The 20,332-nt window shown below is 61.4% G+C and carries 17 protein-coding genes; 16 read left to right on the top strand and 1 reads right to left on the bottom strand.

Annotated elements, in window-relative coordinates; genetic code table 11:
• Positions 1-5 precede the first annotated feature (5 nt).
• From nirB to BW978_RS00150, 4 genes are all read left to right on the top strand, one after another.
• Positions 6-2,453 (top strand): nitrite reductase large subunit NirB, encoded by a 2,448-nt coding sequence (gene nirB / locus BW978_RS00165; RefSeq protein ID WP_076391141.1) that lies wholly within the window; start codon positions 6-8, stop codon positions 2,451-2,453.
• Positions 2,454-2,598: 145 nt separating this feature from the next.
• Entirely contained in the window at positions 2,599-2,928 is a 330-nt protein-coding gene (nirD, locus tag BW978_RS00160) for a nitrite reductase small subunit NirD (protein WP_076391139.1), read from the top strand.
• Between the two features lie 4 nt (positions 2,929-2,932).
• Positions 2,933-5,581 carry a nitrate reductase gene (locus BW978_RS00155; protein WP_076391136.1) on the top strand — a complete coding sequence of 883 codons (2,649 nt, stop codon included), beginning with the start codon at positions 2,933-2,935 and terminating at the stop codon, positions 5,579-5,581.
• A 69-nt stretch (positions 5,582-5,650) separates the two neighbouring features.
• A complete protein-coding gene (locus BW978_RS00150) occupies positions 5,651-6,658 on the top strand; it encodes an SAM-dependent methyltransferase (RefSeq protein WP_076391134.1) in 1,008 nt (335 codons plus the stop codon).
• A 98-nt stretch (positions 6,659-6,756) separates the two neighbouring features.
• On the opposite strand, the gene BW978_RS00145 is transcribed toward BW978_RS00150, so the two are convergent.
• The gene (locus BW978_RS00145; RefSeq protein ID WP_083697448.1) at positions 6,757-7,464 is read right to left on the bottom strand and encodes a GntR family transcriptional regulator; all 708 of its coding nucleotides are present in this window, start codon (positions 7,462-7,464) and stop codon (positions 6,757-6,759) included.
• 190 nt (positions 7,465-7,654) lie between these two features.
• Here BW978_RS00145 and BW978_RS00140 point away from each other — a divergent pair, with 190 nt between their 5' ends.
• The 12 genes from BW978_RS00140 (at position 7,655) to BW978_RS00085 (ending at position 20,278) form a co-directional block, all read left to right on the top strand.
• On the top strand, positions 7,655-8,314 hold the full coding sequence (locus BW978_RS00140) for an aspartate/glutamate racemase family protein (protein ID WP_076391132.1): 660 nt from the start codon (positions 7,655-7,657) through the stop codon (positions 8,312-8,314).
• Positions 8,311-9,690 (top strand): dihydroorotase, encoded by a 1,380-nt coding sequence (locus BW978_RS00135; protein ID WP_076391130.1) that lies wholly within the window; start codon positions 8,311-8,313, stop codon positions 9,688-9,690. The genes BW978_RS00140 and BW978_RS00135 overlap by 4 nt, the downstream gene beginning before the upstream one ends.
• Positions 9,687-10,082, top strand: a complete 396-nt coding sequence (locus BW978_RS00130; RefSeq protein WP_076391128.1) for a VOC family protein — start codon at positions 9,687-9,689, stop codon at positions 10,080-10,082. Before BW978_RS00135 ends, BW978_RS00130 begins: the two co-directional genes overlap by 4 nt.
• Positions 10,083-10,128: 46 nt before the next feature.
• Complete coding sequence (locus BW978_RS00125; RefSeq protein WP_076391126.1) at positions 10,129-11,697, top strand: ABC transporter substrate-binding protein; 1,569 nt, start codon at positions 10,129-10,131, stop codon at positions 11,695-11,697.
• Positions 11,698-11,778: 81 nt separating this feature from the next.
• On the top strand, positions 11,779-12,744 hold the full coding sequence (locus BW978_RS00120; RefSeq protein WP_069043141.1) for an ABC transporter permease: 966 nt from the start codon (positions 11,779-11,781) through the stop codon (positions 12,742-12,744).
• 7 nt (positions 12,745-12,751) lie between these two features.
• Positions 12,752-13,624, top strand: coding sequence for an ABC transporter permease (locus BW978_RS00115; protein ID WP_076391124.1), 873 nt, complete (start codon positions 12,752-12,754; stop codon positions 13,622-13,624).
• Between the two features lie 17 nt (positions 13,625-13,641).
• The gene (locus tag BW978_RS00110; RefSeq protein ID WP_076391122.1) at positions 13,642-14,622 is read left to right on the top strand and encodes an ABC transporter ATP-binding protein; all 981 of its coding nucleotides are present in this window, start codon (positions 13,642-13,644) and stop codon (positions 14,620-14,622) included.
• Positions 14,619-15,647 (top strand): ABC transporter ATP-binding protein, encoded by a 1,029-nt coding sequence (locus BW978_RS00105; protein ID WP_076391120.1) that lies wholly within the window; start codon positions 14,619-14,621, stop codon positions 15,645-15,647. Before BW978_RS00110 ends, BW978_RS00105 begins: the two co-directional genes overlap by 4 nt.
• Complete coding sequence (locus tag BW978_RS00100) at positions 15,644-17,113, top strand: ABC transporter substrate-binding protein (RefSeq protein ID WP_076391118.1); 1,470 nt, start codon at positions 15,644-15,646, stop codon at positions 17,111-17,113. The genes BW978_RS00105 and BW978_RS00100 overlap by 4 nt, the downstream gene beginning before the upstream one ends.
• Positions 17,110-18,570: an amidohydrolase family protein gene (locus tag BW978_RS00095; protein ID WP_076391116.1), complete on the top strand. Its 1,461-nt coding sequence runs from the start codon at positions 17,110-17,112 to the stop codon at positions 18,568-18,570. The genes BW978_RS00100 and BW978_RS00095 overlap by 4 nt, the downstream gene beginning before the upstream one ends.
• Positions 18,567-19,496 (top strand): dihydrodipicolinate synthase family protein, encoded by a 930-nt coding sequence (locus BW978_RS00090; RefSeq protein ID WP_076391114.1) that lies wholly within the window; start codon positions 18,567-18,569, stop codon positions 19,494-19,496. Before BW978_RS00095 ends, BW978_RS00090 begins: the two co-directional genes overlap by 4 nt.
• Positions 19,496-20,278 (top strand): SDR family oxidoreductase, encoded by a 783-nt coding sequence (locus BW978_RS00085; protein ID WP_076391112.1) that lies wholly within the window; start codon positions 19,496-19,498, stop codon positions 20,276-20,278. The genes BW978_RS00090 and BW978_RS00085 overlap by 1 nt, the downstream gene beginning before the upstream one ends.
• Positions 20,279-20,332: the final 54 nt, after the last annotated feature.

Raw genomic sequence — 20,332 nt, 5'->3', positions numbered from 1 at the left:
CGTCAATGGCAGAGAAACTGGTCATCATCGGCAATGGCATGGCGCCTGGCCGCATGCTGGAAGAACTGTTCGAAAGGGCCCCCGGCCTCTACGACGTGACGATCTTCAATGCCGAGCCGCGGGTCAATTACGACCGTATCATGCTCTCGCCGGTGCTCTCGGGCGAAAAGGCTTATGAGGATATCGTCATCCATGACGATGACTGGTATGCGACGCATGGCGTAACGCTGCACAAGGGTGCCACGGTCACCGAGATCGACCGGCAGGCGAAGATGGTGACCTCGGCAAACGGGATCACTGTCTCCTATGACAAACTGGTCATAGCGACGGGATCGCTGCCTTTCATCATCCCGGTCCCCGGCCATCAATTGCCCGGCGTTCTTGCCTATCGCGATCTCGACGATGTCGAGAAGATGCTGGAGATCGCCAAGGGCAAGGGTCGGGCAATCGTCATCGGCGCGGGGCTGCTGGGGCTGGAAGCGGCCTATGGCATGAAGCGTCAAGGCATGGAGGTCACCGTCATCCACCTGATGCCGACGATCATGGAGCGCCAGCTCGATCCGGCTGCCGCCTATCTGCTCGAAAAGGCGCTGACCGAGCGCGGCATCGAGATCATCACCAAGGCGAATACGAAACAGATCCTCGGAATCGACAGGGTAGAAGGGATCGAACTCGAAGACGGCAGGGTGATTTCCGGCGACATGGTGATCATGGCGGTCGGTATCCGTCCGGCGTCCCAGCTCGCCAAGGATGCGGGGCTCGCGGTCAACAGGGGCATCGTCATAGACGACGGCATGATGACCTCGGATGCCTCCATCTATTCGCTAGGGGAATGCGCCGAACATCGCGGCGTCTGCTACGGCCTCGTCGCGCCGCTTTACGAAAGCGCCCGCGTTCTCGCGGATCGCCTGACCGGTGGCAATGCCGAGTATCAGGGCTCGGTGGTCAACACGAAGCTCAAGGTCACGGGCATCAACCTGTTCTCGGCCGGCGACTTCGCCGAGGCGCCCGACCGCGAGGAAATCGTGCTGCGTGATGCCTCCGCCGGCGTCTACAAGCGTCTCGTTCTGAAGGACAACCGGATCATCGGTGCGGTTCTCTACGGCGAAACCTCCGACGGCTCCTGGTTTTTCGATCTCCTGAAGAAGCAGACCGATATCTCCGCCATGCGGGAGACACTGATTTTTGGCCAGTCCTACCAGGGAGGGTCCCCGCTGGACCCTATGGCGGCCGTTGCAGCCTTGCCGGATGATGCGGAAATCTGCGGCTGCAACGGCGTTTGCAAGGGGAAGATCACAGGCGCGATTACGGGGAAGGGTCTGACAACGCTGGACGGCGTCAGGGCGCATACGAAGGCATCCGCCTCCTGCGGCAACTGCACGGGTCTCGTAGAACAACTGATGTCGCTGACCCTTGGGGATGCCTACAACCCCGCCGCCGTGACGCCAATGTGCAGCTGCACCGAGCTTGGACATGACGATGTGCGCCGTCTGATCAAGGCCAAGGGATTGAAAACGATCCCGGCCGTGATGCAGGAACTGGAATGGAAGACCTCCTGCGGCTGCGCCAAATGTCGCCCGGCGCTGAACTACTATCTCGTCTGCGACTGGCCGGATGAATATGCCGACGACTACCAGTCGCGCTTCATCAATGAACGCGTGCACGCCAACATCCAGAAGGACGGCACCTATTCCGTTGTGCCGCGCATGTGGGGCGGCGTGACCAATTCTGCCGAACTGCGCGCGATTGCCGATGTCGTCGACAAGTTCGAGATCCCGATGGTGAAGGTGACCGGCGGCCAGCGCATCGACCTGCTCGGCATCGAGAAAGAGGACCTGCCAGCCGTCTGGGCAGACCTCGGCAAGGCCGGCTTCGTTTCCGGCCAGGCCTATGCCAAGGGGCTCAGAACCGTGAAGACGTGTGTTGGTTCCGACTGGTGCCGCTTCGGCACACAAGATTCGACCGGTCTCGGCATCCGCATCGAGAAATTCATGTGGGGTTCCTGGACGCCCGCCAAACTCAAGCTTGCCGTTTCGGGGTGTCCGCGCAACTGCGCGGAGGCGACCTGCAAGGATATCGGCGTCATCTGTGTCGACTCCGGTTTCGAGATCCACTTCGCAGGCGCTGCTGGGCTCGACATCAAGGGCACCGATATCCTGGGTCAGGTGAAGACCGAGGACGAGACGCTCGAACATATCGTGGCGCTCACCCAGATGTATCGCGAGCAGGGGCGCTATCTCGAGCGGATCTACAAATGGGCCAAGCGCATCGGCCATGACGAGATCCGCCACCAGATCATGGAGGATCACGACAAGCGCCGTGGCTACTACGACCGCTTCGTCTTCTCCCAGAAGTTCGCCCAGGTCGATCCGTGGTCGGAGCGCGTCTCCGGCAAGGACAAACACGAGTTCAAGCCCATGGCAAACGTCGGATTTTCAGCGGCAGCGGAGTGAGAACCTCTGCCTATAGGGGGGAGGTCGTGCGGAACACGCGGGTGGGGGTGATCCATGATTGCGCCTCATCATCCCACCCCGGACCTTTGGTCCGACCCTCCCTCTCAAGGGGATGGTGAATGTGGAACAACAAGGAGCATGCGCCATGAACTGGGTCGCCATCGGCACGATCAATGATATTCCCCTGCGCGGGGCGCGTTGCGTGAAGACACCGCAGGGCAAGATCGGCGTTTTCCGTACTGCTGAGAACGAGGTTTATGCAATCGAGGACCATTGCCCCCACAAGGGTGGTCCCCTGACGCAAGGCATCGTGCACGGCGCTTCCGTGACTTGCCCTTTGCACAACTGGGTCATTTCGCTCGAAACCGGCAAGGCGCTCGGAGCCGACGAAGGCGCGGTTCGTACCATTCCGATCCGCAATGTCGATGGCCAGCTATCGATCGCGCTCGAAAGCTTCCTCCTGGCGGCGGAGTAAGCCCATGGCCTGCGAAACCCGCACCACCTGCCCCTATTGCGGCGTCGGCTGCGGTGTCATCGCAAGGGTCGATGACATGGGGACCGTCAGCGTTCGCGGCGACCCTGAGCATCCGGCCAATTTTGGGCGGCTATGCTCCAAGGGATCCGCGCTGGCCGAGACGCTTGACCTCCAAGGTCGCGTGCTCTTCCCCCAGATCAATGGTCAGCGCTCGAGCTGGGGTGCGGCCTTGGATCTGGTCGCAGAGCGCTTCAGCGACACGATCGCAGAACATGGGCCGGACTCGGTCGCCTTCTACGTCTCCGGCCAGTTGCTGACCGAGGACTATTATGTTGCCAACAAGCTGATGAAGGGTTTCATCGGCTCAGGCAACATAGATACGAATTCCAGACTCTGCATGGCATCCTCGGTCGCGGGACACCGCCGCGCCTTCGGCTCAGATACGGTGCCGGGAACCTACGAGGATCTCGAACTCGCCGACCTGGTGGTACTCGTCGGTTCGAACCTCGCTTGGTGCCACCCGGTGCTTTACCAGCGCATCGCCGCTGCCAAGATGTCCCGGCCGACGATGAAGGTGGTCGTGATCGATCCGCGCCGGACCGCGACTTCAGACATTGCCGATCTCCATCTCGCTGTGCGTCCAGACGGAGATGTTGCCCTGTTCAATGGGCTGCTTGCACATCTTGCCGAGACGAGCCAGATCGACGAAGCCTTTGTCGGGGAACATACTTCAGGGTTCGCCGAGGCGCTGATTGCGGCATCGCCTCTGTCGATGGCTGCGCTTTCGAAGGCAACCGGCCTCTCCGGACTGTTGATCCGGCAGTTCTTCTGGCTGTTCGCGGACACGGAACGTGTCGTCACCTGTTACAGTCAGGGGGTCAATCAATCGGCCTCCGGCACCGACAAGGTGAACGCGATCATCAATTGCCATCTCGCGACGGGTCGTATCGGACGGCCGGGCATGGGGCCCTTCTCCTTAACCGGCCAGCCGAACGCCATGGGCGGCCGCGAAGTCGGCGGCCTCGCCAACATGCTTGCCGCCCATATGGCAATCGAGAATGCGGATCATCGGGATCGGGTGCAGCGCTTCTGGCGATCTCCGCGGATTGCCGATCGTCCAGGGCTCAAGGCCGTGGACATGTTTCACGCGGTGGCAGACGGTCGGATCAAAGCGCTCTGGATCATGTCGACCAATCCCGTGGTTTCCATGCCGGACGCCGACAAGGTGAAGGCTGCCATCGAAGCCTGTCCCTTTGTCGTCGTCTCGGACATGCAGGGAGATACGGATACGGCGCGGCTGGCGCATGTCCTTCTCCCGGCAACGGGATGGGGCGAGAAATCCGGCACGGTGACCAATTCTGAGCGGCGCATTTCCCGGCAGCGAGCGTTTCTCTCCGCACCTGGCGAGGCACGGCCGGACTGGTGGCACTTCACCGAGGTCGCGCGACGGATGGGGTTTGCAAGCGCATTCGACTTTACTTCGGCGGCCGATATCTTCGCAGAGCACGCCGCTCTCTCCGCCTTTGAAAACGATGGATCGAGAGATTTCGACATCGGTGCATTCGCTGCGATCGACAAAGATCAGTATGACGATCTTCGGCCATTCCAGTGGCCCCGACCGGCAACCGGTGAGGCGCCGGAGCGTTTCTTCGGCAAGGGCCGCTTCTACCATGCCGATGGCAAGGCGCGTTTCATCCCGGTGGCAACGGTCCCTGCCCCACAGCAAGCCGGTTTCGTCCTAAACACCGGGCGGGTGCGCGACCATTGGCACACCATGACCCGTACAGGCAAAAGTGCGCGGCTTTCAGCTCACATCGCGGAGCCTTATTGCGAAATTCATCCGCTCGACGCCGCGGACCATGCGGTCGGACATGCCGACCTGGTGCGTGTCGCTGGGCAGGACGGACGGGAGGTCATCGTCAGGTCCTTGCTCAGCGACCGGCAGGCACGCGGATCGCTCTTCCTTCCGATGCACTGGAGCGACGAGACCGCCTCGGCAGCCCGCGTCGATACCCTGGTTCCGCCACTCACGGATCCGATTTCCGGGCAGCCGGCCCTCAAACAGGCGCGTGTTTCGCTTGACCGCTATTCGCCCGGCTTCCACGCATTCCTGGTGACGCGCTACAGGCCGTCCGACCTGCCCTTCGCCTATTGGGCCATGGCCAAGACTGAAGGCGGCTATCGACTGGAGCTCGCCGGAGACGCACCGGATGGCGGCTTTGGGGCGTGGCTTTCGAGAAGCCTCGAACTTGTCGCAGAGGTCGACATGGTCGCCTATGCCGACTCGACGTCGGGTGACAGTCGCATCCTTGCCTTTGACGACACCGATCTGCTGGCCGCCATTTTCGTCTCCCGAGCACCTGTTGCGGTTTCCCGGCAATGGGCTGTCGACCAGCTGAAGGTCGATCACTGCGACCGTCTCGCGCGCTGCAAGCTGGTTGCGGGGCGTCCCGAAACGAACAGACCGGATCGCGGCGCCATCGTCTGTGCCTGTTTCTCGATTGGCGTCAATGACATCCGCCGTGCCATTGATCACGGCTGCCGATCCGTCGAGGCCATCGGAGAGGCGCTTGGTGCCGGCACCAATTGTGGCTCTTGTCGCCCGGAACTCAGGAGCATCCTCAATGCGCAACCGCTTCTCGCCGCAGAGTGATCCCGCCGCTCGGATCGAGCCGCTCGGATCGAGCCGCTGTTCTTTGACCTTCAGGGCAAGAGGGCTCTCGTGGCTGGCGGATCGGACGCTGCGGCCTGGAAGGCGGAGCTTCTGGCTGCCTGCGGAGCAAGGGTCGAGATCTTTGCAGCCGCCGGATCAGTCAGCGACGTGATGGCAGAACTGGCACGCGCGGAGAAGGTCACGATCCATGATACGCCGTGGCATATCGGCATCTTCGCCGGGGCTGCCATGGCGATCGCCGACTGCGACACCGATGACGAGGCGCGTGCCTTTGCCTGTGCCGCGCGCGCAGCCGGCGTGCCTTTCAATGTTGTCGATAAACCCGCCTTTTGCCAGTTTCAGTTCGGGTCGATCGTCAACCGCTCACCGGTGATCCTGTCGATCTCCACGGACGGTGCCGCTCCGATCCTCGCCCAGGCCATTCGCAGACGCGTGGAGACGCTCCTGCCGCCCTCTCTGAAAGGCTGGGCCGCACTGGCACAGGGTCTGCGAGACACGGTCAATTTGCATCTCGCGCCCGGACCGGGGCGTCGGGCGTTCTGGGAGCGCTTCGTGGATCGCTGCTTCTTGTCGACAAGTCCACCCGGTGAGATCGATCGGCAAGCGTTCGTGATGGATATGAAGCACCTCAGTCATATGGCGGAGTCCGGTTCGGTGGCATTGGTCGGTTCAGGACCAGGCGACGCCGAAATGCTGACGCTCAAGGCGGTCCGAACGCTGCAGGCAGCCGACATCATCCTGTTTGACGAAAGCGTCTCGCAGGATGTTCTTGAACTCGCACGTCGAGAAGCGAAGAGGATGCTGGTCCGTAGCGTCGTCGCCTGGGACCCCGCAGGGGTTTCATCATGTCTTCGGGACACGATTGCCAGCATGGCTCGTTCTGGAAAAAGCGTGGTAATTCTGCGGTCGGACTACACAGGGATGTCTGAAGAGGCCGCCAGTGAACTCCGCGACCTGACGCGACGAGGCATCCGGTGTACGGTGGTTCCGGGAATTTCTTGTGTCTCTGGTGACGTTGCCTTTAGAGATCCAGATGATTTGGTTGCGGGAGCCTGATTGCATGGAGACTTGTACGACATGGCACCTCTTGAGCACTTAGTCAGCGCGCATTGCGCAAGACGCAACCACAAGGAAGCGGGACCTCCCCGCACACATCACAGCGTCAACGACGTAGTGTCGCTGGAAATCAACGCCTTCAAAATCCCCTTCTGCGTGTGGTCGCTGTGCTCGACCATCGCCGCTCGCGCAATATCAGGATCGCGAAGACGTAGCACATCGACGATACGTCGATGGTCGGCACTGGTCTCTGGATTGACGTCGCGGCTGACGGCGCCGAGATAGAAGAGACGCGTACACTCGTCGAGATGTGCTGCAACTAAGGCCAGGAGCCGGGGATTGTTCGCTCCCTCGGCGATCGCCAGATGGAAATCGCGGTTGGCCTTGACGAAGGACTGCACGCTCTCGCCCTGTTGCGGATCGTAACGCGCATCCGCCAGGGCTTCGAGCCGATCGAGGTCTGCAGCTGAAAGATTGAGCGCGGCCATGGCGGCGGCCGTGCCTTCGGTCATCGCGCGGATCGCAAAGAGATCATTGATGTCCTTTACCGTCACGGGTGTTACCCTGTAGCCCCGCCTTGGAAAGGCTTCGATCAATCCTTCCGCCACTAGTCGTCCGAGTGCTTCCCGCACCGGCGTCTTGCTCATGGCAAGCTGGTCTGCCAGCTCGAGCTCCGAAAACTCGGCTCCGGGCCTCAAAGAGCCAGAGAGCACCCGCGCACGCAGCGAAAGATAGGCTGTCTCCGTCAGAGATATCTTCTTCTGCCGGGCCGGCGAGGTATCACTTTCAACGCTGAGGCTCTGCAAGACGGCTTCTCTCCAAGCTCGTGGGATCTGTTGGACCCGCTCGTGGATCACAAGGCTTCACGCCCCTTTCTGTCTTCCTCCACTTTTTCTGTCTTCGCAAGACTGCCAGCCTTTGACATGAGATATTTCGTAGTATATCACGATACATATCACAGTTTGACGGCCTGGGAGAGCCGTCTTTGGAGGAACCGTGGCGCAGATCCTGGTGATCAATCCGAACAGCTCGAAGGCCGTCACACGTTCGATGGAAGCATGCCTGAAACCGTTCGAAGGCAATGGCCACGAGATTCGCTGCACTGAGCTTGAGGGCGCGCCTTTTGGTATCGAGACGGATGCCCATGTCGCCGAAGTGGTGCCGCTGCTGATTGAGGCTGTACAGGCGGCAAAGGCGGACGCCATCGTGATTGCTTGCTTTTCGGATCCCGGCATTTCGGCCGTACGAGCCGCCACGAATGTTCCGGTCGTCGGCATTGCCGAAGCAGCCTATCTGGCAGCGCTCGGACTTGGTCAGCGTTTCGGCATCGTCTCGATGGGGCCGTCCTCGATTGAGCGCCACCGGCGCTACCTTGAGGACCTTCAACTCGATGGCAGGCTTGCAGGCGATAGGTCGATCGATATGACCGTTGCTGAACTCATCGCCCAGAACGCGGTCATTCCCGTCACGCGCATCGCCTCCGTGCTTCGCGATGAGGATGGTGCCGAGGCAGTCATCCTCGGCTGCGCCGGCCTCGGGACTTACCGGGAGGCTTTGCAGACGGAACTGGGCTTGCCCGTCATCGACCCGGTTCAGGCCGGCGTCGCCCTTGCCTGCATGCAGGCTGAACTCGGCTATCGCAGGAGGGCGCTTTGAGCATTGATCTCATCATTCGTGGGCGGATCGTTACGCCTCAGATGACCATTCCCAATGGCTGGGTCGCGGTCTCAGGCTCGGTCATCCACGCAATCGGAGAAGGCGAAGCCCCTGCAGCCGCCACCGTGCACGACGCTGGAGACGCTTTCGTCCTGCCGGGGATCGTCGACGGCCAAACCCATGCAGGCAGCTATCTCGGCCTCCCCGGAATAGAGCCGACGACCCGATCCGCCATTGCCGGCGGGGTCACGACCATCGTCGATATGCCCTACGACAACCCGACCCCGCTGAGCGCCAGGGAGCATCTGGACAACAAGGTCGAAGCCGTCGAACGCTTTGCCCATTGCGATGTCGCGCTCTACGGCACGGTCATGCCCGGGCAATCCCTGAACGAAGTACAATCGCTCGCCGATGGTGGCGTCGTCGCCTTCAAGATCTCCGCTTTCGAGAGCAGCCCCACCCGTTTTCCGAGGATCGATGCGGCCCTCGCCCTCGACCTGTTGGAAGCGCTTTCCGCGACCGACCTGCCGCTTGGATTGCACAACGAAGACCAGGAGATCGTGCGCTCACGGGTTTCGCGCGCAAGAGCCGAGGGTCGAAACGGCATCACCGCGCATTCGCCGAGCCGGCCTGAAGTCGCGGAACTGGCATCAACCGTGCACTTCCTCGAACTCGCCGCCAATGCCGGCGGACATGCCCACATCGTCCATATCAGCACGCCGCGCGGCTTCAGGCTGGTGGACAATTATGCGCAAGAGGGCTTCAGGGCGACCGGCGAACTCTGCGTCCACTATCTCTGGTTCGATCCCGAACGCGACGGTGAAGAGCTCGGCGCGCGGATGAAGGTGAACCCACCCATTCGCCCCGGCCAGATTGATCGGCTCTGGCAGGAACTGATCGAGGGCAGGATCGCCTTTGTCAGCTCCGATCATTCCAGCTGGCCGATCGACAACAAGTTCACCGACAGCATCTTCGATGCCGGTGCGGGCGTGCCCGGAATGGAGACCCTGCTGCCTGCCTTCTACACCGTCGCAAAACAGCGCGGCGTCGATGCTGCGCATTACTGCGCCGAATATCTCGCCGAACGCCCTGCCCGCTTCTTCGGCCTCCATCCGCGCAAAGGGGCTCTCGTCCCCGGGGCCGATGCCGACATCACGATCCTCACCGAGGGCGACGATGTCTGGGACGCCAGCCGCGCTCAGGATGGCCTCAAGTGGAGCCCCTATGACGGACGGCGTTTCGCCGCACGAGTAGCTGGGACCTATCATGCAGGCAAGCTCGCCTATGACGGCCAGTCAGTACTCAATACGCCCGGCAGCGGCCGCTATCTGCGCCGCGGCGAAAGCACATGGTTTTCGAAGGATCTCACAACATGACTGAGGCAGCCACCCGGCCCGATGACGGCATCGTCGAGAAGGCCATAACCTTCTTCTACTACGTCGACCTGCCCAAAGCGTTCGACTTCTACACAGAGGTGATGGGCTTCCCACTCGAGATCGATCAGGGCTGGTCGAAGATCCTTAAGATTGCCGAGCATGCCTATGTCGGTCTTGTCGACGAGACCCGCGGCATGCATCGCGCCAATCCAATCAAACCCGTGCAGCTTTGCATCCGCGTGCCGGATGTCGATGCCTGGCATCGCTATCTCGCGAGCCAGAACGCGATCGGGCTGACGGAACCAAAGGACAGCGTCTCCTTGGGAATTCGAGCCTTCGTGCTGGAAGACCCGGAAGGCTACCAGATCGAGGTGCAATCCGTACTTCGGTGAAAACGCGCATGCAAACGTGTCGGCATACCAAAAAGGGGAACTAAAAATGCTGAATCTTCGCATGAAATCCGGACGTATCGCGGCCCTTGCCGCATTCGTCCTTTTGAGCTCGACGGCCCTGGGCGGCCTGGTCCAGGCCAAGGAACTGACCGTCGGCCTGACGTCGGACGCAGTCAATCTCGACCCCCAGGCGGGCGAGGAGCTGTCCAGCAACATCATGTTCTATCACATCTACGATCCCTTGGTCCGCCGCAATGCCGACCTGTCCTTCGGACCCGGCCTTGCAGAGAGCTGGGAGCTCAAGGATGACACGACCTGGGTGTTCAAGCTGCGCCAGGGCGTCAAGTTCCACAATGGCGAAGAGTTCAAGGCGTCGGATGTTGTCTTCACCCTCGACCGTCTGAAGAAGTCGCTGATGGCCAATCTCGGCGCCAACATCGCCTCCTTCACGGCGGTCGATGACTACACGGTCGAGATCAAGACGCCCAAGCCCTACGCAGTCCTGCCGAACGATCTGGCAGCCGTCCTGATCCTCAGCGAAAAGTATGCGAAAGAAGTGGGCGACGAGCAGCTGGACTTGAAGCCTGTCGGCACCGGCCCCTACAAGCTGGTCGAATGGATCAAGGAAGATCACATCACGCTTGCCGCCAATACTGACTACTTCGCTGGCGCGCCGAAAATCGAGGAAGTCACGTTCCGCCCGATCACCAATGGCGCCACCCGCACGGCAGCCCTGCTGACCGGCGAAGTCGATGTCATCCAGGATCTGAATGTTCGCGACGTTGACCGCGTCAAGGCGGATGACCGCTACAAGATCATGACCAAGCCAAGCCTGCTGAACGTCGTGGTATCGATCGACCATCGTGAGAAGAGCCCGACCGTCGCGCTCGACAAGAACCCGATGATGGATCGTCGCGTCCGTGAAGCGATGGTCCGCGCAATCGACGTCAGTGCGATCAACAAGATCATCATGAACGGCCTGTCGACCCCGTCGGAGCAATACATCCCTGCTTCCCATACGGGCTATGTCGACGGCGCAAGCTTCCGTGACATGTATCCCTTCGATCTTGCGAAGGCGGCAGCTCTCATGGCGGAGGCCGGCTATGCCGATGGCTTCACGGTGACCCTCGACACCACCAACAACCGCTATGTCAACGACCAGCAGATCGCTCAGGCGCTTGCGTCGATGCTTGGCAAGATCAAGGTCGATCTCAAGCTCAACCTGATGCCGAAGTCCAACTTCTTCGGCTACATCCGGGTCCCCAGTGAACAGTCGAGCATGATCATGAGCGGCTGGGACGTTCCGTCCGGTGACGGCGGCTCGATGTACAGCGTGATGTTCTACTCGCGCGACAAGAAGGAAGGCTATGGCCAGGTCAACCGCGGATCCTATTCCAATCCGAAGGTAGACGAGCTGATCGACAAGGCCGATGCGACCTCCAAGCTCGAAGAGCGCGACGGATACCTGCAGGAAGTCACCAAGATCCTGATGGAAGACATTCCGATGATCCCGATCCACTACGAGCAGGATCTCTATGCCGCAAAGACCAGTGTCGAGATGACACCGCGTGCGGACAAGTTCCTCTGGGCCTACGAGATCGACGTCAAGGAATAACCCCACCCGAACGAGCGCGGGACTGTCGACCTTGGGGGAGACAGTCCCGAATTTCTCACTTCTTCATGACGGGACACTGCCTTGCTGGGTTATACGATCAAGCGGCTCCTGCAGATGGTGCTGGTACTCTTTTGCGTATCGGTCATCGTCTTCCTGATGATGAGCTTTACCGGCGATCCCGTCTTCATGGTGATCCCGATCGATTCCACCACCGCCGAGATCGAACAGGCCCGCCGTCTGCTGGGTCTCGATCGATCCTTGCTGAGCCAATATTTCATCTTCCTCGGCAACATGCTGCAGGGCGATTTCGGGCGCTCCTATGTGTTCCGCCAGCCCGCCATGGACCTGATCCTGGAGCGTCTGCCGGCAACGATCGAAATGGTGCTGGTGGCAATCATGCTGGCGACCGTGATCGCCGTGCCGCTCGGCGTCTATGCCGGGGCCAATCCGAACAAGCCGGTGTCTCGCGGCATCATGGCGGGCTCACTGCTCGGCATTTCCCTCCCCGGCTTCTGGGTGGGCATGATGCTGATATTCTTCTTCTCCGTCCGCTACCAGTTTCTGCCCTCCTCCGGACGCGGCGATACGGTCGAAATCCTGGGGCTGCGCATATCGATCTTCACGGCGGACGGCTGGTCGCACATCATCCTGCCATCCGTGACACTGGCGCTGGCCACCCTAGCCATCATGCTGCGCATGACCCGTGCGGGCATGATGGAGGTGATGCGGCAGGACTATATGCGGTTCGCCCGTGCCAAAGGCGCATCCCGCCAGAACATCCTGTTCAGGCACGGCCTGAAGAACGCTCTCATTCCGGTCGTAACGATCTTCGGTCTCCAGCTCGGTGACCTCATAGCCTTCGCAACGATCACCGAAACCATCTTCGCATGGCCCGGCACGGGCAAGCTGCTGATCGATTCCATCTACCGCGGCGACCGCCCCGTCATCGTCGTTTACCTGATGCTGACCGCCTTCATCTTCGTTGCCATCAATTTCATCGTCGACATCGTCTACACGCTGATCGACCCCCGCATTACGGTGAAGTGAGGATCGCATGACCGGGTTCTTCTCTTCGGAATTCTTCTTTCACTACCGCCGAAACCTGCCGGCCGTCTTCGGAAGCGCACTGCTTGTCTTCTTCGCCCTGCTTGCGACATTCGGGCCGCTGCTTGTCGCCCAGGACCCCTATGACGTGTCCCAGCTGGAACTAATGGACAGCTTCAAGCCGCCGGTTTGGCTGGAGGGTGGTGATAGCAGGTATCTGCTCGGGACGGATGGTCAAGGCCGCGACGTGCTTGCATCCGTCGTCTACGGCGCGCGGATCTCCGCCTTCATCGGCCTCGCAGCCATGCTCTTCTCTTGCGTGATCGGGACCGCACTCGGGCTGATCTCCGGCTACTACGGCGGCATGGTGGACAGCATCATCATGCGCATCGCAGACATCCAGCTGTCGTTTCCCTCGATGCTGATCGCGCTCTTCCTGATGTCGGCCTTCGGGACAGGCATCGGCATGGTTCTGATCGCGCTCACCGCCGTCGGCTGGGTCGTTTATGCCCGCACCGTTCGCGGATCGACATTGAGCGAGATCCAGAAGGAATACATCCAGGCGGCCAAGGTGGCGGGGCTCGGAAACGGCGAGATCATCCTGCGCCACGTGCTGCCGAACGTGATGACGCCGCTCATCGTGGTTGCGACGATCCAGGTCGGCACCTTCATCCTGATCGAAGCTTCGCTGAGTTTCCTTGGTGTCGGCGTCCCCATCACCGAGCCTTCGCTCGGTCTTCTCGTCAAGGAGGGCTTCGACGTCCTGTTCTCGGGCATCTGGTGGACTTCCGCCTTTCCCGGGCTGTTCATCATGTTCCTCGTCTTCGGCATCAACCTGTTCGGCGACTTCCTGCGGGACGAACTCAATCCGCGCCTGAGATGACGAAGGAGACAGCGACCATGGGCGAAGCACTTCTCGAAGTCCGGGATCTCAAGACACATTTCCATACCTTCGGTGGCGTGGTGAAAGCCGTCGACGGCGTCAGCTTCGACGTCCGCCCGGGTGAGGTGGTCGGCCTTGTCGGCGAGTCAGGCGGCGGCAAATCCGTCATCGGATTTTCCATTCTCGGCCTGATCGACCCACCCGGACGGATCGAGGCAGGCAGCATTGTCTTTGCCGGCGAAGATCTGACGCGCAAGAGCGAGGACCAGATGCGCGCCGTGCGCGGCGGCCAGATCGCCATGGTGTTCCAGGACCCCATGACGTCGCTCAACCCGGTCTATACGGTCGGCCGCCAGATGGACGAAATGCTGCGGCTGCATACTGACCTCGACCAAAGAGCGCGGCGTGCACGCTGCATCGAGATGCTCGAAGATGTCGGCATCTCGGAGGCCGCCAGTCGTCTCGACGCCTATCCTCACCAGTTCTCGGGCGGCATGCGCCAGCGCGTTGTCATCGCCATAGCGCTGTTGGCTGGTTCCCGCCTGATCATCGCGGACGAACCCACCACGGCGCTCGATGTCACCGTCCAGGCCCAGATCTTGAAGCTGATGCGCCGCCAGATCGTCGATCGCGGGGCCGCCATGATCCTCGTGACCCACGATCTCGCGGTTGTCTCCGAGATGGCGGACCGGGTGGTCGTGCTTTATTGCGGCAAGGTCGTCGAGCGGGGACTCACGAGCGAGATCATCCAGTCCCCTGCCCATCCCTATACGCGCGGGCTCCTCGACAGCATTCCGAAGATCACCGATCGCCGGGAACGTCTCAACCAGATACCCGGCACAGTGCCGGACATCCGAACGCTCGGCCAAGGATGCAGCTTCAGGGACCGGTGCTTCCGGGCCCAGGCCATCTGCTCGGCAGAAACGCCGGCTCTTACCCCCGTGCGCGGCTCGCTCGATGCAGCCTGCCACTTCCCGCTGGAGGAGACGGCGTTATGACGACCCCCGTGCTTGAGGTCCGAGGCCTGGTCAAAGCCTTCCCCGTGGGGGGGCTTTTCGATCGGCTACAGTTCGGAAAGGGAAAGCTTCTCGCTCCCCAGAAACAATTGCGGGCGGTCAACGGTGTCGACCTGTCGATTGCACCGGGCGAGGTCATGGCGCTGGTAGGCGAATCCGGCTGCGGCAAGTCGACCGTGGCCAAGACCATTGCCCGGATCTACGAGCCGACCGCAGGCGAAATCCGGATCGACGGGGAAGACATTTCCCGCATGCAGTTTCGCGAAATGCGCCCGATCCGCCGCAAGCTGCAGATGATCTTCCAGGACCCTTACGCCTCTCTCGACCCGCGGCAGCGGGTCAGGGACATCGTGATGGAGCCGAGACGCGCTCAGGCCGGGGGCAAGCTCAGCCGACGAGAACTCCATGACGAAGCCATCGCACTTCTGGCAAAGGTCGGCCTCAATGCCGAACAGGCTGGACGCTACCCGCATCAGTTTTCGGGAGGTCAGCGGCAGCGGATCGGCATCGCACGTGCATTATCGGTCCGGCCAAAGATCATCATCGCCGACGAGCCCGTCTCGGCGCTCGACGTGTCGATCCAAGCGCAGATCCTCAATCTGATGATGGACCTGCGCGACGAGTTCGGCCTCTCCTATCTCTTCGTCTCGCACGACCTCTCGGTGGTTCACCACATCGCCGACCGGATCGGGGTGATGTATCTCGGCTTCATGGTGGAGACGGCGAGCCGTGACCAGTTGTTCAGCCAGCCGAAACATCCCTACACGCAGGTTCTGCTTTCGGCCGCGCCGACCATCGACAAGTCGCTGGCAAAACCGAAGATCGAGATCGTCGGCGAAGTGCCAAGTGCCCTGCGCCTGCCGTCCGGCTGCTGCTTCAGAACGCGCTGCCCCATGGCCTTCGATCGATGCGCGGTCGACCGTCCGGTGTTGACGCCCCAGCCGGATGGCAGCGCCGTTGCATGCCACCTCCACGATCGGAATGATGCCGAAAGGAACAGCCCGTGAGTTCGCCCGCCGTCATTGTTCAACCGCGCCTTGCCCTCGAAGATCCGCATGACTGCACCGATGCGAATGACATGCTGGCCGTCTTCGATACCCTGTTCGACGGGCTTGTGCGTTATGGCAAGGATGGTGGCTACGTGCCAGCACTCGCAAGCTCCTGGGATTTTACACCGGATGCGCGACACTGGACATTCCGGCTGAAGGAAGGCTTGAGATTTCACGATGGCAACCCCTGCGATGCCGCTGCCGTCTGCCAATCGCTGACACGCATGGCCCGTCCTGACAAAGGCTACACCCTCGGGGCGCCCGGGGTCTGGCATCAGTATCTCGGAGACGCGGAGATCGAGGCAGCTGATCCCCTGACGGTAGCGATCCGCCTCTCGAAGTCGATCGCCGATCTCCTCGATATCCTGGTTTACGGCTACGTGGTCGCTCCCTCCGCACTGGACCGCTACGAGGCGGGAGACACATCGCAGCCGGTCGGCACGGGCCCCTATCGTCTGGTTTCCTACGAACCCGGCCAAGCCCTTCACCTCGAACGTTTCGATGGCTGGCATGGCGAACGACCAGCCAATGCTGAACTAACGTTCCGCTTGGAGCCAAACCGGGAAGCGCGGCTGGAGATGCTGATCTCCGGCCAGGCGCAGGTGGCAAACAGCCTCGATTTCGAAGCCTCCAAGGCGCTCGAGGAAACGGCTAAGCATACACGCGTCACATCGCTCGTTCCCGTCGCCATCATCTATCTCTTTAATGCCTTCAAGGGGCCGCTCACCGACAGCCGCGTTCGCCGCGCTCTCAATCTGGCGATTGACCGCCAGGCCCTGATCGATCGGGTTGTCAGAGGTGCAGCAAAGCCACTAACTGGCTTCGTCAGCCCGGTTCATTTCGGCAGCCTGCCGTCAGAGGATCTGCGCGCTGATCAGGATCAGGCGAAAGAACTGCTTGCCGAAGCCGGGTTCAGCGGAGGCCTGACCATCGAGGTCGATTGCCCGACGCGCCTTCCCGATGAGGCCGAGGCGCTGACGGCCGCTCTTGCGGAGCAGCTTGCCCCAATTGGTGTGACGCTGAAGGTTCACCTCCACACAGACCGCGAAGCCTATGCGCATGGTGTCCGCCTGAAGCAGGTGCGCGACATGTGCGTTTTCGATTCCAGCCCCTTGAGCACCTTCCGCATCCTCGCGGAGAAGATCGATCACAGGGCTAAGGGCTCCTGGTGGCTGGGCTTTCACAACGCCGAGGCCGAAGACTTGCTCGATAGGGGCCGGGCAACTGTTGATTTGAATGAACGTGCGGAGATCTTCGAGAAGGCCTTCCGCGCGCTACAAGTGGATCCCCCATGGCTCTATCTCTACAATCCGCTGAGGGTGACAGGCCTCTCCGGGTCCTGGCCAGACTGGCGCATGCGCCAGGATTGCGTGCTCGACGTGACGCGGCTCCCTGACTTCCAGTCCGGGAAGAAAGCATCATGAGGCGCGTCGATCTGATCATCAGCGGCGGCACGGTCCTCACGATGGACGGCAGTCGCCGCGTCCTCGACAAGGGTGCGGTCGCCGTTCTCGACGGTCGCATCGTCGCAGTCGGGCATGCGGACGAGATTGTCAGAGAATACCAGGCCGAGCGCCATATCGACGCCCACGGCAAGGTGATGATGCCGGGCATGATCGACGTCCATGCCCATGCAGGCCACGGCCTGATCAAGACCATGGGCATGGAGCAAGGCAATCACTGGGAAGAGATCTGCAACGCTGCCTATACCGTCGGCTCGACACCGGAATTCTGGTTCGCGGAGGCGCGGCTTGCCGCCCTCGAACGCCTGCGCTTCGGCGTCACCACCGGCGTTTCGCTTCTCGGTGGCGGCGACACGATCATGCGGACGGATGACGTTGCCTATGGAATCGCCCATTGCGAAGGCGTCACGGCAGTCGGCACGCGCTCTGTCGTCGCCGTCGGACCGACCCGCCCTCCGCATCCGCGAACCTATGCATCGTGGCACGATGGCAAGGCGTCAGAACGGCCTGTAACCTTCGAGGATCAGTTTGCTGTCAGCCGGAAACTGCTTGATCTGTGGCACGGGCGCGGACGAATGCAGATCGCCTTGCTCACCCCCGTCATCCGTGACGAACATGAGCGCGACATGTCGGCTGCAGACTATGATGCCGCAGTTACGCAGACCCGGGTCGTGCGGGCACTCTCGCGCGAGGCGGGCGTGGTCTTCACCCAGGATGGCCACTGGAAGGGCTCCGTCTGCCGCGCCGAAAAGCTCGGCATCCTCGGACCCGATGCGCTCCTATCCCACGCCATCGATATCACGCCCGAAGAAATCCGGATCATTGCCGACACAGGCACCCGCATCGCCCATAACCCCAGCGCCATCGCCTCCATCCTTGGCCGGTGCCCGGCGATCGAATTGATCGAGGCGGGTGCTGTGGTGGCCATCGCTTCCGATGCAACCGCGCCGGACCGATCGGCGGACATGTTCCGGCACATGCAGCAATGCATGCACTATCACCGCACCCATTTTCGCGATCCCTCGGTCCTGCCTCCGGGCAAGGCCCTCGAAATGGTGACGATCGATGCCGCGACCGCCTTGGGGCTCGACCTGGAGCTTGGCTCCCTCGAAGTCGGCAAAAAGGCCGACATCGTGGTGGTCGACATGAAGCGCCCCCACCTCGCGCCCTACCAGATGCCGATCTTCCGCCTTGCCTACTTCGCCAACGGCAATGACGTCGACACCGTCGTGATCGACGGGCAGATCCTGCTCGAAGGCGGCCGCCCTCTGCTGACCGACCTCGATGAGGTCGTCGCAGAAGCCGACAAGCAAGCCCGGTTGCTGATCGAGCGCATGGGGCTCGAAAACATGATTGGCCAACCCGAAGGCTTCTTTGGCCATGCACGATATCCGAAACATCAAGGAGACAGCCAATGATGAGGCTGAATGAAGAGGCAAAAGGCGTCTACGTCATAGCCCTCACCCCTTTCACGGAGACGGGTGATCTCGACCTGGACAGCACGGACCGCATGGTCGATTTCTACCTTGAGCGCGGCGCGACGGGACTGACCGTGCTTGGGATGATGGGCGAAGCGCAAAAGTTGACCATCGAGGAATCGCAGACCTATGTCCGCCGTATCCTCCGCAGGGTCGATGGCCGAGTGCCGGTTGTGGCAGGCGTCTCTGCTGCGGGCTTTGCCCAGATGCAGGCTCTGACTTCGATGGTCATGGATGACGGCGCGGCAGGTGTGATGATTGCTCCGCCCTCGTCCCTGCGGAACGATCAGCAGATCGTCATCTACTACAAGCAGGCGGCGGAGTTCATCGGCGATACGCCTTTCGTGCTGCAGGATTTCCCGCTCGTCACGAGCGTCACCATCCCAGTCTCCGTCATCCAGACGATCATCGATCAGATCCCGACCTGCGTCTGCCTCAAACACGAGGACTGGCCCGGTCTTTCCAAGATTACTGCACTACGAACCGCCTCGGAGACGTCCGGCAAGAGGCGCATATCAATCCTGTGCGGCAATGGCGGCGTCTTCCTGCCCGAAGAGATAGCGCGCGGGGCAGACGGTGCTATGACAGGCTTTGCCTATCCCGAAATGATGCGCGACGTCGTCCACTACAGCGAGCAGGGAAATCCGGAGCGCGCGCAGGACATCTTCGACGCTTATCTTCCGCTTGCTCGCTACGAACAGCAACCGGGCCTTGGCCTCTCCATCCGGAAATACATCATGGCGAAACGCGGCGCGATCGCCACGCCGGCCCTGCGCAAACCGGGGGGAGCCCTTGCTGCCACCGATATCAGCGAGATCGAGCGCCTGATTGCGCGCCAGGACAGAAGATTGAAGGAGCTCGGCTGATGGAACTCGGCTTGAAAAACAAAACTGCTCTCGTGCTGGGTGCAAGCCGCGGACTGGGTGCGGCGATTGCCCGAGGGCTGGCGGACGAAGGAGTGACAGTCCATGCCGCCGCCCGCAACACCTCGGCCATCTCGACATGGGTTTCCGAGCTCGCACCAACGGCCGGTCCTGTCATCCCGCTGCAGCTCGACCTCTCGGATATCGACAGCGTGAATAAGGCCGTCCAGTCCCTCATGGCGGCAGGCGGTGTCGACATCCTCGTCAACAATTCCGGCGGTCCGCCACCGGCTGCAGCCGTCGATGCGAAACGGTCGGACTGGATCAACCATTTCGAGACGATGGCCGCAAACATCTTCCACCTGACCACCACCCTCCTGCCCGGCATGCGGGAAAAGCGCTGGGGTCGGATCATATCGATCGCCTCGTCCGGCGTAGAGCAGCCGATCGCACGGCTGGCGCTGTCCAATGGCATTCGCTCGGCCCTGATCGGCTGGTCGAAAACACTCGCTGCGGAAGTGGCCGCAGACGGCGTTACCGTGAACGTGCTTCTTCCGGGGCGCATTCACACACAACGGGTGGACGAACTCGACGCAGCGGCAGCCAGCCGCTCAGCCAAGAGTGTCGAGGAGATCGCGGCCGAATCCGCAGCCGGTATTCCGGCCGGACGCTATGGCCGGCCGGAGGAATTCGCCGCCGTTGCCGTTTTCCTGGCCTCAGAGCCCGCCTCTTACGTAACCGGAAGCAAGATCCGCGTGGATGGCGGTGCCATCAGATCCGTCTGAAACCGACTTAGGCGAAACGGACGTACATCCAATATGTCCGTCCGAAACTCCTTC

The organism is Rhizobium sp. RU33A, assembly GCF_900156055.1.
Taxonomy (GTDB): domain Bacteria; phylum Pseudomonadota; class Alphaproteobacteria; order Rhizobiales; family Rhizobiaceae; genus Allorhizobium.
Note: the sequence above shows the minus strand (reverse complement) of the source record. Positions and strands in the feature narration are given on the sequence as shown.